The 14874-nt window shown below is 62.4% G+C and carries 14 protein-coding genes; all 14 read right to left on the bottom strand.

Annotated elements, in window-relative coordinates; all coding sequences use genetic code 11:
• Positions 1–41: 41 nt before the first annotated feature.
• Entirely contained in the window at positions 42–926 is an 885-nt protein-coding gene (locus tag IB249_RS21205) for a glycosyltransferase (RefSeq protein WP_192307665.1), read from the bottom strand.
• Complete coding sequence (locus IB249_RS21200) at positions 923–2077, bottom strand: glycosyltransferase family 4 protein (RefSeq protein ID WP_192307664.1); 1155 nt, start codon at positions 2075–2077, stop codon at positions 923–925. The genes IB249_RS21205 and IB249_RS21200 overlap by 4 nt, the downstream gene beginning before the upstream one ends.
• Positions 2074–2958 (bottom strand): DUF6625 family protein, encoded by an 885-nt coding sequence (locus IB249_RS21195; RefSeq protein ID WP_192307663.1) that lies wholly within the window; start codon positions 2956–2958, stop codon positions 2074–2076. Before IB249_RS21195 ends, IB249_RS21200 begins: the two co-directional genes overlap by 4 nt.
• 53 nt (positions 2959–3011) lie before the next feature.
• The gene (locus IB249_RS21190) at positions 3012–4445 is read right to left on the bottom strand and encodes a PIG-L deacetylase family protein (protein ID WP_192307662.1); all 1434 of its coding nucleotides are present in this window, start codon (positions 4443–4445) and stop codon (positions 3012–3014) included.
• Between the two features lie 8 nt (positions 4446–4453).
• Positions 4454–5350 (bottom strand): antimicrobial resistance protein Mig-14, encoded by an 897-nt coding sequence (locus tag IB249_RS21185; protein ID WP_192307661.1) that lies wholly within the window; start codon positions 5348–5350, stop codon positions 4454–4456.
• On the bottom strand, positions 5350–6480 hold the full coding sequence (locus IB249_RS21180) for a glycosyltransferase (protein WP_192307660.1): 1131 nt from the start codon (positions 6478–6480) through the stop codon (positions 5350–5352). Before IB249_RS21180 ends, IB249_RS21185 begins: the two co-directional genes overlap by 1 nt.
• Positions 6464–8221 (bottom strand): carbamoyltransferase, encoded by a 1758-nt coding sequence (locus IB249_RS21175; protein WP_192307659.1) that lies wholly within the window; start codon positions 8219–8221, stop codon positions 6464–6466. Before IB249_RS21175 ends, IB249_RS21180 begins: the two co-directional genes overlap by 17 nt.
• 173 nt (positions 8222–8394) lie before the next feature.
• Positions 8395–8715 carry a YceK/YidQ family lipoprotein gene (locus IB249_RS21170; protein ID WP_412548021.1) on the bottom strand — a complete coding sequence of 107 codons (321 nt, stop codon included), beginning with the start codon at positions 8713–8715 and terminating at the stop codon, positions 8395–8397.
• Between the two features lie 236 nt (positions 8716–8951).
• The gene (locus IB249_RS21165; RefSeq protein WP_192307657.1) at positions 8952–10403 is read right to left on the bottom strand and encodes a lipopolysaccharide kinase InaA family protein; all 1452 of its coding nucleotides are present in this window, start codon (positions 10401–10403) and stop codon (positions 8952–8954) included.
• Complete coding sequence (locus IB249_RS21160; RefSeq protein WP_192307656.1) at positions 10403–11155, bottom strand: lipopolysaccharide kinase InaA family protein; 753 nt, start codon at positions 11153–11155, stop codon at positions 10403–10405. Before IB249_RS21160 ends, IB249_RS21165 begins: the two co-directional genes overlap by 1 nt.
• Entirely contained in the window at positions 11152–11886 is a 735-nt protein-coding gene (locus tag IB249_RS21155) for a lipopolysaccharide kinase InaA family protein (protein ID WP_192307655.1), read from the bottom strand. The genes IB249_RS21160 and IB249_RS21155 overlap by 4 nt, the downstream gene beginning before the upstream one ends.
• The gene (rfaP, locus tag IB249_RS21150; protein ID WP_192307654.1) at positions 11886–12692 is read right to left on the bottom strand and encodes a lipopolysaccharide core heptose(I) kinase RfaP; all 807 of its coding nucleotides are present in this window, start codon (positions 12690–12692) and stop codon (positions 11886–11888) included. The genes IB249_RS21155 and rfaP overlap by 1 nt, the downstream gene beginning before the upstream one ends.
• Positions 12692–13813 carry a glycosyltransferase family 4 protein gene (locus IB249_RS21145; RefSeq protein ID WP_192307653.1) on the bottom strand — a complete coding sequence of 374 codons (1122 nt, stop codon included), beginning with the start codon at positions 13811–13813 and terminating at the stop codon, positions 12692–12694. Before IB249_RS21145 ends, rfaP begins: the two co-directional genes overlap by 1 nt.
• Positions 13813–14874, bottom strand: a complete 1062-nt coding sequence (gene waaC / locus IB249_RS21140; protein WP_192307652.1) for a lipopolysaccharide heptosyltransferase I — start codon at positions 14872–14874, stop codon at positions 13813–13815. Before waaC ends, IB249_RS21145 begins: the two co-directional genes overlap by 1 nt.

Here is a 14874-nt window from a genome sequence, read left to right as displayed (position 1 = left end):
CGCCCGCAGGCCATCTGCCAGGCGCGGGTTCGACCGCTCGCTCAATCCTTTTCCAGCGGTGAAAAGTACAGGCGCCCCAACCCCCGCCAGGTCTTCTTGTTCCACGCCTTGAACGGGATCTGCGCCAGCAGCTCGCGCGCCAACTGGCGGTCGCGATTGGCGGTCTTGAGAAACATCGAACTGAGAAACCGGTAGCGCACGAACTCGTACATCGGATGATCGCTGAACAGCGCATAGGTGCGCAGGATGTTGTCGATCATGAAACGGTGGTTCTTGTAGGAGTTGGTGGCGTGCTTGCGATAGCGCGCCATCAGCACGTTCAAGCCATCGATGAAGTACCCGGCACGGGTCACTTTCAACTCGATCAGCAAATCTTCCAGGCGAATCGTCGGATCGAAGCCGCCGACCTTGTCCAGCGCCTCGCGACGGATCATCAGCGTGGGTGCCGGCGGGTAAGGCTTGCGCTCGAGGAACATGTCGTCGAAATCCAGGCGGCGAAACGGCACATCGCGACGCTGGCGCGACTCCGGATATGGAACGCCGTCAGCGTCCATCAGCTCGATGTTGCCGGCGCAGATACCCACCTCCGGCTTGCCATCCATGTGCGCCACCTGCGTGGCGATGCGCTCGGGCAGCATGATGTCGTCGGAACCGAAAGGCACGATCAGGCTGCCCTTCGCACGGGCGATGGCGCCGTTCAGGGTGTTGGTCAGCCCCTGGTTCTGCTGGACGCGAAAATCAAAGCCATGTTGCGCCTGCAGGACCTTGATCCGCTCGACGCTGTCATCGCTGGAGCCATCATCGACCACCAGCAGCTCGATGTTCGGGTAGGTCTGGTCGATCACACTGAGGATGCTCTCCTCAATGTAGCGACCATGGTTGTACGACGCGATGATGACCGTGACGATGGGTTGGGCGTCGCTCATGAATGCTCCTTGCGGGCCTGGCTCAAGCCAGTGTCGATCAGGCTCAGGTACTCCTGGCGGAACACCTCGATGTCGTGTTGCGCCTGAAGATAACGATAGGCCTGTTCACCCTTGGCCTTGAGGTCGTCATCCGACAGCCCGAGGTAGTTGTCCAAGGCCGCGACCAGGCCCGGCACGTCTTTGGGCGTGATCGCCAGACCACCTGCGCCCTGAATCAGCGGCAACATCGCCGGCACGTTCGAGGCGATCACCGGAAGGTGACCGCTCATGCCTTCCAGTAGCGCCAGCCCGAGACCTTCGGCCAGTGAGGGCATGGTCCAGATGTCGAAGGCGCGTACGTACTGCAGGGCGTTCTCCTTGAACCCCAGCAAATGAGCACGCCCGACCAGCCCCAGACGCTCGATTTCGGCCGCCAGGTTCGACGCTTCGCGACCCGCACCGATAATTGCCAACTGGGTATTGGGGTACTTGTCCTTGAGGGCGGCAAACGCCTGCAACAGGTAGGTGTGCCCCTTGACCGGCACCAACCGTCCCAGCGCGCCGATCAGGCGCACCGTCGGATCGATGCCCAGCAATTCCCGGGCGCGCTCGCGACTGTGCTGCAGGCCTTCGGCCTGCTCGATGTCGATCGCGTTGGTAATGGCGTAGGTGTTTTGATCGGTGAAACCGCAATCACAGTCCAGCAGGTACTGCTTGACCGCCGGAGACACCCCGACGAAACGCCAGTGACGATCGATCAGGCGCTGGGTCTGGCGACGCCGGTAGAACCGGTCGTATTCGCCAAAGCCATGGGAGATACCGATACACAGCGGAACTTTCAGCCAGCGATTGAGGGTCAGCATCATGTTCACAGGCTTGAAGCGATTGCAGATCACCACATCGAATTTTTCTTTGCGGCAAAACTGGTAGAGCCGCCACATCGCCCGCAGGCGCATGCCCTTGAGCGACTTGTCGGAGAACTCGAAATACACCGAGCGCGCAGCACGGCTCACGGCCTCGCCCGGCCCGGGCTTGCCGCGCAGGAACGCTGCGGTCACTTCATAACGATCGCTGGGCAAAGCCTTGACGATCTGCTCCGCCAGGTCAGCGAAGTCGTGGGCCTTGACGTTGTAGTCAGGCTGTAATTGCAGCACCTTCGACCGCTGGCTCATAACGCCCCCCGGTGAAAGCCCGTCTCATCGATGATCCAGGCAGGCTCTGCGGCGAGACGCTTGATCTCGGCCGGATCGGGTTCGGGTAACTGCGACCATTCGTTGCGCTTCCAGCAGACGAAATGGAAGTACGGGAACAGCCGATCGCCATCGCGATCATTGCTGACCTGGCCATTGCGCCAATACCAGGTGTGCGGGAAATTGTCGGTGCCGTCATGCCACTTGATGCAACCGCCGGGCGTACTGAAGGCCTCGGTGAATTCGCTGCGTCGGCGCCAGGGGTTGAACTTGCCCACCAGCTTGAACAACGGCTCGGGAAAATTCTTGCGCCAGAGGAAGATCCGGCTGAAAGCGCCCTCGTCCAGTGCATGATGCTTCTGGTCGGTAAACCGCGCTTCCCAATCCTTGATCTTCCTGAACAACTGGCGCTTGCGCTCGGTATTTCTGATCAGGCAAAGATGCCCCGCCACCCGCCGCTCGTGGGTCGAGTACAGGTCATAGGCAGCGAGCCGGTCCGCCGTGAAATAACGGCGCAGATCGCCGTACACCAGGTCGATATCGCCGAAGCCCCAAAAATCATAGCCTTCCAGGCGGTCGGCATGGATAAGCCCGAACGCGGGACGGATGTCGCACAGTTTGTAGGCCTGGGTCGGCGCGAAGTCGATGTTCAGCCGCTGGGACACCAGCCCGCAATAATCGCCGAACGTCATGCACTCGATGGTGACGTTGGGCGGCAGGTCCTCGGGAACCCCGCAGTCGCTGAACATCAGCCAGTCGATGTCGGGATTGCGGCGGCAACTCTCCAGGAAAAACGGCATCCAGAAGGGCCAGCGACCGAAATAAGGCATCAGGAACAAAATACGAGGGCGTGGATTGATCACGAAAAACTCACTGTAAATACTGGGAACACCGCCTCGTCAGGCCGTGTTGTCGTTCAATTCTGCGGCCCGGATGCCTCACCGTGCTTGAGCAGCCAGAACAGTTCCTGGCGCCGGACCGCCTTGCGAAAGAACTCATTCTCTCCATAGGTGGACGGCACTCTACTGGCCAGGAGCCACTGCATCAACCGCCGGAGTCGTCGCTTGAACGGCATGCGCGGTTGAAGATCGTGCATCATTGCCAGCGCCATGGCTTTATCACGCTGGAGTGGCAGGGGCACCGGCAGACAATAAGGTTGCATCGACACCGCCGGATCGAAGGCCGGCGGCAACGCGATGCCATCCCCGGCATCGCCCATGGGCCAGCGGTCATTGTCATGCAGGTGGTTGGCATAACCGAGCAACGTGGTTGGCTGCCACTCCAGGCCACGCAGCGCTTCAAGCACCGCTTGCTGCGCGCACACGTGATCCGGATGCGGGTCGAGCGTGGGGTGCGGCAACACGATGACTTCAGGGCGGGCCCGCAGCAACAACTCGCGCAGGTCGGCCAACAGATTGTTCCAGGTCGGTGCGCCATCGGCATCGCCCGGCAGTGCAAAAGGGTTCAACTGACGGAACAGACGCGTGTCGTCCATCTGCGCTTCACGAGACCCCACTGGCAGGGACGGGTTGGCCTGCATCGCTGCCAGTTGCAGGCAGAAATAGCCCAACTGCACGCAATGATCCTCGGGAACGCCGGCCCAGCGGGGCACCGCGATACTGTCCCAGGCCCGCAGCCGCCCCTTCAGGCGTGCGGCCTCGACTTCGTCCAGGCCCATTTGCTGGTAATGCTGCGCTTCGATTTCGCCGGCCGTGAGGGTCACGATCCAGGCTTCGTCGGCCTGGCTGTACAAACCGTAGGCTGCCAGCTCGGCGTCATCCGCGTGGGGAGCGATCACCATCACCCGCTGACGGCGGTAGTCCGGCTGTTCGAAAGCCCAGAGGACAGGTTCGCCCAACACCCGGCAAAAGCGTCCGCGCAGTCGCAACGCTCCCCGCGACAGCACCTGCGCCTGACCACTGAGGTTGAGATAACGCAGGCCGTTCGCGCCACGCTCGAAGGTTTGCCGATCGGGATGATCGCCCCCCGACAGTTCGACAGCCGGGTCGAAAAAACGCCCCAGCCACGTGCTTTTCACCCGTAGCGCCAGTACCAGTGTCGCATCGTCCACCAGCATGACGCCGTCATCCAGGCGCAAGCGCTCACCGTCCAGGTGAACCCTGGGCTGCGGGGCGTAGGGCGGGAAGCTGTAGGCGTAATCGTCCTTGGGCGAATAGAACAGATGGTCGGCAAACCAGGCTTCGTGAGCGATCCAGCCCAGCACCGCCAGCACCAGCGGCAACCACCAGGCCACCAGCACGCCGATGGCGATCAGCAGCACCAGGGCAATCAGCAGGCCGATGCGCTTGTTGCGTCGGTGGCGCTTGAGCAGGTGTTGTTTACGACTCATGGGCGGGCTCATACGGTGAAGACCGGCACAGGATTACACCAGCGGTCCTTGTATTCACGGTCGGCGCGACCAAAGGAAAAGCGCAGCGGCTTGTCCAGGGCCCGCGCATGCTCCCAGGCGCTTTGGGTATTGAGAAAACTCAAGACGCTGCCGGGGCTGAACTCACGGGTTTCGGGGTCGACGCCCCCATTGATGTACTCGACGCTGATCCATTGCGGCGCTTCGACGCGATACACCAGTTGAATGGCAATGGGGGCATCATTGAGAAAAATCACCGAGCCGATCAACAGGTCGCGCAGCAACTCGATCACCTCGGCCATGCGTTCGGCCCCGGTCGCCGGGAAACCCCAGCGGCGCTGGAACAGGTCGCAATAGATCGCGGCCAGTTCGGCACTGGAAAACTCGCTGACCGGCCGCACCACCCCGCCCGCCTCTTCCAGCAAACGCAACTCACGGCGCTGGTTGTAGCGAAACTTCTTCGACAGTTCTTCGGGCGTACGGGCCATGGCCAACTGCTCCGCCTGCGGCCGGATGCCGCTGAAGCGACCTTCATTCAAGGCGGACAGGTAACGGGCGCGATGGCGCAAGGGGGCCTGGCTATCGACAGCGGCCGGCAGGATGATTTCGGCATTGCCAAGGTCGAACAACCCCTTCTTGCCGTTGCGCTTGAGCACGTCCTTGGACAAGGCGAGGTCACGGCCCCAGGTTGCAATCGCCGCCTGCACCTCGCCATTCGGCGCCCAGGCCAGGTAACGCACCGGGATGCCGGCCAACTGTGCAAGGCGCTCGACCACCATCGGGTGAGTGGCGACACTGCCACCATATCGCTGCCAGGTCTGGTCATAGGTCGCGGCGTCGATCACCGTCCAGCCACGCTCGCGCCATCCTTGGAATCGGTTGAGCATCAACCCCTCGCCGCCAGTTCGGTGACGTTGGGCAAATGCCAGAAAGCATCGCGTACCGCGCGGTCGGAGAAGCGCTCCCGCAAGCGTTCCAGCATCAGCTCGGCGCACTGGCGACGTTGCTGTTCATCCATCGCCGCCAGGTGTTGCAGCCCTTGGGCCAGACGCTCGGTATCGCCCAGGGGGAACAGAATGCCGACCCCTTCGACCACTTCCTTCGCGCCCCCACAGGCTGTCGCCAGCAGTGGCACGCCGGCGGCCATGGCTTCGAGCAGCACCATGCCGAACGGTTCATGATCGGAGGTCAGGGCAAACACGTCGAAGGCCCGGAAAAAGCGGCGCGCTTCCGGCACCTGTCCGAGGAACAGCACCCGGTCGCCAATCCCCAGCTCACGGGCCATGGCCTTGAGGTCCTGCTCCAGCCGACCGATCCCGAGGATCACCAACTGGCTGTTGGCCGGCAAACCCGGCAATGCCGCGGCAAAGCCGTGCAGCAACGTGGTCTGATCCTTGTCCGGATGCAGGCGGCCGACGTTGCCGATGATCCACGCATCCATCGACAGCCCCAGGGTTTCCCGGGCCTCGCGGACGGAGGCGTGATCCTCCTGCAGGTTTTGCACGTCGATGCGGTTGTACAGCGTCTGGATCCGTGACGAAGGCCATTGCGGCAGGCAACGACGGATGTCGTCGCGCACGGCATCGGAAACCCCAAGCAGACTCAGGCGCTTGCGGAAGAAATTCGCAAAGAACTTGCGGCCGCCACGCTCGTAGTCGCCAAACGCGTGATGAACACCGATCACCGGCAACGAGGTGCCCAGCAAGGCAATGTAGATCGGCTTGAATCGGTGAGCGATGCAAAAACTGAAATTGCGCGAAGCGGCGATCTTGCGCAGATCACTGATGGCGCCCAGCTTCAGGCCACGAATGGCCTTGGAGCTGTATTCCATGAACAACACTTCGTCCGACGCGCAGCTCGCGGCGACCTGTGCATCGGCAACCCCGGTCAGAAACACCGTGGTCACTCGATAACCGGTCCCCGCAAACAGGCTGGCATACTGCCGGGCGCAGTCCAGGAACGGACCGTCGTAGCCGTGGCAGAACTGCAGCACATGGCGTTCAGCCGAGCGTGTCATAGGCGTCCGCACCCTCTTTGACCACGAGAATGTCTTCCATGATCAGATACTGTAGGTCGGAACCGAAGAACATGTTCAGGGCATCCGTCGGCGAGCAGATCATCGGTTCGCCACGACGGTTGAGCGAGGTGTTCAGCGATACGCCGTTGCCGGTCAGGACTTCCAGCGCCTTCATCATGTCGTAGTAGCGCGGGTTGTATTCGCGCTTGAGCACCTGGGCCCGGGAGGTGCCGTCTTCGTGGACGACTTCCGGCACGCGGGTCTTCCACTCATCCGCCACTTCGAACGTGAAGGTCATGAACGGCGCGGGGTGATCGACCTTGATCATCTGCGGGGCAACGGTGTCGAGCATCGACGGGCAGAAAGGCCTCCAGCGCTCGCGGAACTTGATCTGGTGGTTGATGCGGTCAGCCACGCCCGCCACGCTCGGGCAGCCAATGATCGAACGGCCGCCCAACGCGCGCGGACCGAACTCCATGCGCCCCTGGAACCAGGCCACCGGGTTGCCGTCGACCATGATTTTGGCAATCTGCTCCGGCATGTTGTCGAGCTTGCGCCATTTCGGCTTGTCGGCATGACGGGCGCACGCGGCGATCACGTCTTCGTTGCTGTACGACGGGCCGAGGTAGACGTGTTCCATCTTCTCGACCGGCACGCCCCGGGCGTGAGACACGTAGGCCGCCGCACCCACTGCGGTACCGGCGTCGCCAGACGCAGGCTGGACGAACAGTTCCTTGACGTCACTGCGGGCAATGATTTTCTGGTTCAGCTTGACGTTCAACGCACAGCCACCGGCGAAGGCCAGCTTGCCGGTTTCCTTGAGCACGTCGCCCAGGTAGTAATCGATCATCTGCAGCGCGATCTTTTCGAACAGCGCCTGCATGCTCGCGGCGTAATGGATGTAAGGCTCGTCGGCGATGTCGCCTTCGCGCTTCGGCCCCAGCCACTCGATCAGCTTCGGCGAGAAGTAGAAGCCCTTGCCCTTCTCTTTATAGCGGCGCAGGCCGATGACGTTGGCGTAGTCGGTGTTGATCACCAGCTCGCCGTTTTCGAACGAGGCCAGGCGCGAGAAGTCGTATTTGCTGGCATCGCCGTACGGCGCCATGCCCATGACCTTGAACTCGCCGTCGAGCATTTCGAAACCGAGGAACTCGGTGATCGCGCCGTACAGGCCGCCGAGGGAATCCGGGTCGAAGAATTCCTTGATCTTGTGGATCTTGCCGTTTTCGCCATAGCCGAAGAAGGTCGTGGCGTACTCACCCTTGCCGTCGATCCCCAGGATCGCGGTTTTCTCCTTGAAACCGGAGCAGTGGTAGGCGCTCGAGGCGTGAGCGAGGTGGTGCTCGACCGGCTCGATCCTGATTTTCTTCGGGTTGAAGCCCAGTTGCTCCAGACACCAGACGATCTTGTTGCGGTAGCGCTTGTAGCGCCGGTTGCCCATCAGGATCGCGTCAAGGGCGCGGTCCGGGGCGTACCAGTAACGCTTGGCATAGTGCCAGCGCGCCTTGCCGAACAGGCTGATCGGTGCGAACGGAATCGCGACCACGTCAACATCGGATGGCTTGATGCCGGCCTGTTCCAGGCAAAACTTCGCCGACTCATAGGGCATGCGGTTCTTTGCATGTTTATCGCGTACGAAGCGTTCTTCCTCAGCGGCCGCGACCAGCTTGCCGTCGATGTACAGGGCTGCGGAAGGATCATGGCTAAGGGCGCCGGACAGGCCAAGAATCGTCAATGCCACAGGGGTCTAGCCTCTTAAGTCTGCGTGCAGGCGCAACGCGCCTCAAAATGGATGTGCCCTCGCAAAGGGCGAGAGGCAGCTAAAGGGCGGGATTATAGCGTAAAGATGGCAGGAATGACCCACCGGGTTGTCAGTGGCGTATAGATGCCCGCCAATGCCTGGATTGCCCGGGGTCATCGCGGACCGGTCCGCCAGTAGATTGCCATGCTGCCATCGGTCGACTGTCGGTAAATCGTGTAAGGCAGGACGACGGTGTCGAAGATGCCCGACAGGGCCAGGTCCGCCAGAACGAACGGGGCGAGGTAGCCGCCCGGGCTGGGTGGCGCATTCAACACGCAGAAATCATACGCCAGCCCGCTGTAGACGCGCGTAATGGACTGGCAGTACGTCTTTTGCTTCCTGAGGCCGCGCACGGCATCTTCTTCATTCTGCAGCACCGTGAGGCTGGTCCCGCACCCCGACAGCACCACGCTCGCGCCCAGTACAACCGCCATTTTAGTGATCAAAGCTTGCCCTCCATGAACGTCAGGCAAGCTAGCATTGCGTCGATGGGCGGCACAGTTCATGAAGTCGGCAGATGGCGTAGGACTTTTCACCAACGACCCGCGATAGTGACGGCTTCACCGACGCCATCGCGAGCAGGCTCGCTCCCACAGGGGAACGGCGCCGTTGAGGAATACCAGGACAGACATGTAACCACTGTGGGAGCGAGCCTGCTCGCGAAGCGGTTTCAGTTGGCGCTGGAGATATCCTTGGGCAGCCGCTGGTCGATGACCTGGTACAGCGCACTCTGCTCGGGCCAGTTGCGCATGAACCGCGCCCGGTCCCGCGCGTAGGCCGGGGCGAAGCTGCCCGCTGAACCGTGCTGGCACATGGCATCGAGATCGATCAGCGCCCAACGGTCTTCCTGCCAGAACAGGTTGTGCCCCTTGAAGTCGCCGTGGCTGATCCGCTCACGAATCAGCTCGGCAAACAGCTGGTCCAGCGCCGCCAGTTCCGCCTCGGGGGCCTCGCCACTTTCAACATGGGGCGCGAACCGCTCAATGATGTCCGGCCCGGGCAGGTGCTCGGTGACCAGATAAGCCCGGCTGCGCAACCAGAGAAAGCGCTTTTCCAGGACGGCCAGGGGGGTCGGCGTGGCAATGCCGAGAAACGCCAGGCGATTGCCTTCGCGCCAGGAGTGCCAGGCTCGGCTCGGGCGCCAGAAGCGCTTGAGCCAATGGGCAAAGCCCTTGATGTTGTAGCGCTTGATCACCAGTGTCCGTCCGCCCGCTTCGACTTTCCCGACACTCGCCGCACCGCCCGTCTTGTACAGGTGGCCCTGGTCGAGCAGCGCGTCCGCTTGCTCCAGCACCGGCAGCATGGCCGCTTCCTCTTCTCGGCGGATCGCCTGCAAGCCGAACGGCCCGCGCTGCACGCTGAACAATGTGCATTCACGGCCGACCTTGATCAGGAAGTCCTTGAGACGCCAGCGGCGCACCTTGTCGATCTGCTTCTGCAAAGCCTCCATCGGCAAGGCATGCTCGCCGTTGCTCAGGAGGTAATACACCAGCAACTCTTCGGTGAACGGTTCCAGCGACTTGGGCAGTTGAGCGAAAAACACCCCGAGGTTTTCCAGGACCTTTTGCCGTGACAGCGGCTGCCCGGGGGTTTCGCTGCAGATCCCGGCGCCATCGATCAAGTACAGGCGGCCACGCTGGTGCAGCAGGTTGTCCAGGTGCAGGTCTTCCTGCCACAGGCCCTTGCGATGCATTTGCCCGATGGCACCCAAAGCGTCGGCCAACACGGCCGTCTGCTCATCGGCCAGGGCCGGCAGGTGCTCCACCTTGTTCCAGGCATCGCCCAGGCTTTCGGCCCCCTCGAGGAAATCGAACAGCAGCCAGCCACCCTCGCCCTCTTTCAGGCCATCGGCCAGCAACTGTGGCGTGGTCAGCCCCTGGGCGGCCAGCAAACGCACGCCGTCGCGCTCACGCTGAAAATGCCGTGCCGCCTTGCCGCCCACCAACAACTTGGCCAGTACCGGACGGCCACGCCAGACGCCGGCACCGACGTAGCGCTGGCCCGGCAACACCCGCAACAGACTCAGCAGCTGCAATTCGGCCGGCCCGGCGGCATCCGCCAGCGTCAGGCTCAGCGGCAGGTGCGGCTGGCGACCGGCGGATTTCAGTTCAGACAAACGCATCAGCCCGCCCTCTTGTAGCTGCGCCGCGCGGTCAGGCGCGTCAGCCAGCTGTCGATCAGCGAGCTGTCCTGCGGTTGATCCAGGTAAGCGGCCAACAATTCGCGCAAATGCGCTTCACTCCACTCCCGCGCCCGCCGCGTCAACGGCTCCAGGTCCTTGACCCGGTCACGCTGGCCGAACAGCAGCGGACGGGTTTTTTCCAGGTCGATCAACTGGGCACTGTAACCGTCGCCCGTGGCCTGGAGAAAAATGTGCTTGGGGTAGAAGCAGCCGTGAACCTGACGTGCAGCGTGCAGGCGTCGGGCGAGTTGCCCGCAGGCCTTGAGAATGGCCGAGTGCTGCGCCGGGCTGAGGTCCGGCCAACGCTGCAACAGCGAGTCCAGGTCATCCCAGCCGTCCAGTGCACGGGTCAGCAGTACCGCCCGAACATCGCCATCGACCTTGCGCTCACCGAAGAACGCCGCCTTCAGTGCCGGGATGCCGAGCTTTTCATAACGACTGATATTGCGAAATTCCCGGGCAAAACTCGGCTCACCAAATGGCGCGTGCAATGTGTGCATCTGATAATTGCTTTGGCGCTTGAGGTAAAAGCCGTGACCTTCGAGATCCAGGCGAAACACACTGCTCCAGCCGCCGCGCGCGGTGTTGGGTTCATCTACCGCTTCAAGCTGCTTGGCCCACAGTGCATCGAAGGTGCCGAGGCCGTGGCGCTCCAGGAGCGCACGGTCTTCAGCGGCCAGAAAATCAGTCATTCGCGTCCCTCGAAAAATCTCACCACGTGCCGGATACGTTTTTTATCGGCCGCATTGAGCCGCGTCCGCTGACGGTATTGCAGGTAGAAGCGCAGGCGTTGGGTGGCCGAAAGATGATACTTGGCAACCTTGTCGAGACAGGCCAGGTCCTTTGAGATCCGGTACTTGAGCCAGAAGCCGCGCCAGAAATCCCCATTGGGGCAATCGATCAGGAACAGTCGCCCCTCGTCATCGACCAGCAGGTTGCGCCACTTCAGATCGTTGTGGGTAAAGCGGTTGTCATGCATGGTCCGGGTGTAGGCGGCCAACTGGCGGCTGATGCCATCGACCCAGGCCCGATCCTTGAGCTTCGGATCCTGCCGCTCGGCCAGGGCATTCAGGTCTTCGGTGTGCGGCAGCTCCAGGGTGATCATCGCCCCGCGGTCATAAGCCGCGCCGCGCCGCTCAAGCCCCCAGGCCACGACCTCGGCCGTGGGAATGCCCCACTTGGCAAAACGCTTGAGGTTCTGCCATTCCATTTTCACCCGTGGCTTGCCCAGGTAACGGCGCAAACCCTTGCCAGCGCCCACGTAGCGCTTGACGTAATAGTTGACGCCATCGCGCTGGACGCGGATCACTTCGGACAACGGGTCGCGGGTCAACTGCTCGCCCTTGAGGGCGAACACCGCTTCCAGGCTGCCGAAATCCTCGGCCAGTTCGCTGTAAGCAGGATCGAGTTTCCAGCCCGACATCAGAGTGCATCCCCGTAGCGCTGCTTACGCTCATAGAGCTTGTTGGCCTTGCCGTCGAGCCAGGCCAGCAGGGCGGCCTCTTCAGCCAGGATCTGGCGCAGCGGCTGCTGGAAATAGCCCTTGAGAAAACGCAGTTTGTCGCGCCGGGTCAGGCCGATGTCCAGGGCCGAGAAATACAGCGCCGCCAGATCCTTGTTGCGCCAGCGCTGAGTGATTGCCGGGCGGGTCTGGGCCCGGTGCAGGTCGATCACCGACAGCTTGAAGTCGTCAGGCGTCACCGGTTTGTCGGTGTGCAACAGGAAGTGACAGATGTAGCAGTCGCGGTGATTGACCCCGGCGCGATGCATCATGCCGGTCATGCGCGCGACCTCGGCGATCAGCGCGCGCTTGAGCCTGGGCGGCGGTGGCTGCCTGACCCAGTCGATGCTGTAGTCTTCGAGGCTGATCGTCGGCGCCAGTTCTTCGGTGACGATGAACGAGTGCTGGTCCGCCGGGTTACGGCCCTTCTCGCCATACGCCACGGCGGTCATGGTGGGCACGCCGACTTCCTGCAGGCGTTGAATGGCCTGCCACTCCTGCCCGGCACCGAGCACCGGCAACTTGGCGGTCAGCAGGTTCTTGAAGATCTCGCCCCAGCCGATGCCTCGGTGGATCTTCACGAAAAAACCGTTGCCGTCCACTTCGGTACGCAATGTGCGTCGCGCTTCAAGCTCGCGGTACACCTCCCCCTGAAGCCCTTCGACCTCGGTGAACGGGTCGCGTCCGGCCCAGAGGCTCTTGAACGGTTCAGCCAGCATCAACTTCATTAAGCGTGCTCCGCCAGAATCACATCCGCCGCGTGCTGCGGCATGCTGTAGAGGTCGGCCGTTTCAGCGAAGGCCAGACCATTGCGGCGCCAGGCCGCCCGTGCAGGTGCGTCGCTCAGCATCCCGGTCAGGTACTGCGTCAACTGCCCCTGGTCGAACGGCTCATCCAGCACCAGGCCGGCATCGGCCTCGGCAATGTAATGGGCATAACCACAGACCGCGCTCACCAGCACCGGCAAACCGGCCACCAGCGCTTCGAGCAGGACGGTCCCGGTGTTTTCGTTATAGGCCGGGTGGATCAGCAGGTCGGCGCCGAGCAGGAAACGCGGGATATCGCTGCGCCCCTTGAGGAACGTCACGTGATCGCCCAGCCCCAGCGTGGCACTCTGCATCTGGAACAATTTGGGGTCATCCTGGCCAATTACAAACAGCCGGGTGCGCTTCTTCAGATCAGCGGGCAATGCGGCCAGCGCTTTGAGGCTGCGATCCACGCCCTTGGTCTTGAACCCGGAACCGATCTGTACCAGCAGCAGGTCATCGTCCTTGAGGTTGAATTCGCGACGGAAATCGGCGCGGATCTCGGCGGCGTTCGGCGGCGCTCGGCGGTCCTGGGAGATCCCCGGCGGCAGCAGATGAAAACGTTCCAGCGGCGTGCCGTAATGCTTGATGAACAACGGCTGCTGAACCTCGGAAATCATCAGCACTTGCGTCTTGGCATCTCTGGCGAATACGGCACGCTCGTATTCGGCGAAGTGCCGGTAGCGACCCCAACGCCGGTACAGCGAATTGCGCAGGTTCTGCGCCTTGTCCTCGAAACAGCCGTCGGCGGCGTAGTAGACGTCCAGGCCCGGCATCTTGTTGAAGCCGATCAGACGATCCACCGGACGCCTGGCCAGATCCGCTTCCATCCACTCGCTGAGTTTTTCGTTGCGCCGATGATTGAAGAACGCCTTGACCGGCGCCACCAACACCTCGAAACCGGGCGGAACATCGCCCTCCCAGATCAGCGTATAGACGCGGATCTGATGGCCACGCTGCTGGCATTCCAGGGCGATGCGCATGAAATCACGCTGCAGGCCGCCGAATGGAAAGTACTTGTACAGGACGAATGCCAGTTGCATCAGCGCAGCTCCTCAGCCAGTAACAACGTGCTCAACCGCACCGCGACTCGCTCGGGGTTGAGCCGCGTGAAGCACAACGGCCACTCGCGCTTGAGGTCAAACCGTCGGGCATCTTCGGCCGTGGGTTGATAGGTGCATTTCTTTTGCAGGCACGGCGCGCAGGGGAAATCGCTGGCGATGTGGATCTGCGACTTGCCATAGGCACCGGTAAGCCCCGGGTTGGTCGGGCCGAACAGCGACAGCGTCGGCACGTCGAGCGCGGCGGCGAGGTGACCGAGGCCGGTGTCCACCGCCACGCAGGCTTGCGCGCCGGCCAAGACCTTGCCGACCCCTGCCAAATTCAGCCTGGGCAGCACTTCGACGTGACGCATGTCACGGGCGATGCGCTCGGCCCGGGCTTTTTCCGCCGGGTTGCCCCACGCCAGCTTCACGCCGACGCCCAGGTAGCCGACCCGTTCGGCCAGCTCGCGCCAGTAGGCTTCGGGCCAATGCTTGGTGTCCCAGGTGGTGCCATGCAGGAACAGCACGTAGGGATTCCGGCGCGGCAATTCCACCAGACGCTCGACATTCAGGCCGTAGTCGCCCAGGCCCTTGGGCAGGTCATAACCCAGGGCGATGGCGAACAACTGCCGCACGCGCTCCACGGCATGCTGGCCGCGGGCAACCGCCAGGCGTCGGTCGTAGAAACGCGCCGCGATCGGTTCCCGTGCCGAGTTCTTGTCCAGGCCCGCCACCGGCGCCTTGATGTATCGGGTCAGCCAGGCGCTTTTCAACAGGCCCTGCGCATCGATCACCAGGTCGTATTTCGTGGCACGAACGCTTTGCTTGAAGCGCTTCCACTCGCCACTCTTGATGGTTTGCCAGAGGTTCTTGCGCCAACGGCGGATCGCCACGGGAATGACCTTGCCCACGGCGGGGTGCCAGGTCGGGATCTCGGCGAAGCCCTCTTCCACCACCCAGTCGAACTGGATGCCGGGAATGGCCCGGGCCGCGTCGGTCAGCGCCGGCAACGCATGGATCACGTCGCCCAGCGAAGAAGTCTTGATCAGCAGAACCCGCAA

It is taken from the genome of Pseudomonas sp. PDM04 (assembly GCF_014851765.1).
Classification (GTDB): domain Bacteria; phylum Pseudomonadota; class Gammaproteobacteria; order Pseudomonadales; family Pseudomonadaceae; genus Aquipseudomonas.
This window is presented reverse-complemented; position numbering and strand designations above follow the sequence as displayed.

Coding starts and splice junctions, on each gene's coding strand:
- IB249_RS21145 (WP_192307653.1), bottom strand. CDS start 13,813: ATGCAACTGGCATTCGTCCTGTACAAGTACTTTCCATTCGGCGGCCTG.
- IB249_RS21200 (WP_192307664.1), bottom strand. CDS start 2,077: ATGAGCCAGCGGTCGAAGGTGCTGCAATTACAGCCTGACTACAACGTC.
- IB249_RS21190 (WP_192307662.1), bottom strand. CDS start 4,445: ATGAGTCGTAAACAACACCTGCTCAAGCGCCACCGACGCAACAAGCGC.
- IB249_RS21180 (WP_192307660.1), bottom strand. CDS start 6,480: ATGACACGCTCGGCTGAACGCCATGTGCTGCAGTTCTGCCACGGCTAC.
- rfaP (WP_192307654.1), bottom strand. CDS start 12,692: ATGAAGTTGATGCTGGCTGAACCGTTCAAGAGCCTCTGGGCCGGACGC.
- IB249_RS21155 (WP_192307655.1), bottom strand. CDS start 11,886: ATGTCGGGCTGGAAACTCGATCCTGCTTACAGCGAACTGGCCGAGGAT.
- IB249_RS21185 (WP_192307661.1), bottom strand. CDS start 5,350: ATGCTCAACCGATTCCAAGGATGGCGCGAGCGTGGCTGGACGGTGATC.
- IB249_RS21205 (WP_192307665.1), bottom strand. CDS start 926: ATGAGCGACGCCCAACCCATCGTCACGGTCATCATCGCGTCGTACAAC.
- IB249_RS21170 (WP_412548021.1), bottom strand. CDS start 8,715: ATGGCGGTTGTACTGGGCGCGAGCGTGGTGCTGTCGGGGTGCGGGACC.
- IB249_RS21165 (WP_192307657.1), bottom strand. CDS start 10,403: ATGCGTTTGTCTGAACTGAAATCCGCCGGTCGCCAGCCGCACCTGCCG.
- IB249_RS21160 (WP_192307656.1), bottom strand. CDS start 11,155: ATGACTGATTTTCTGGCCGCTGAAGACCGTGCGCTCCTGGAGCGCCAC.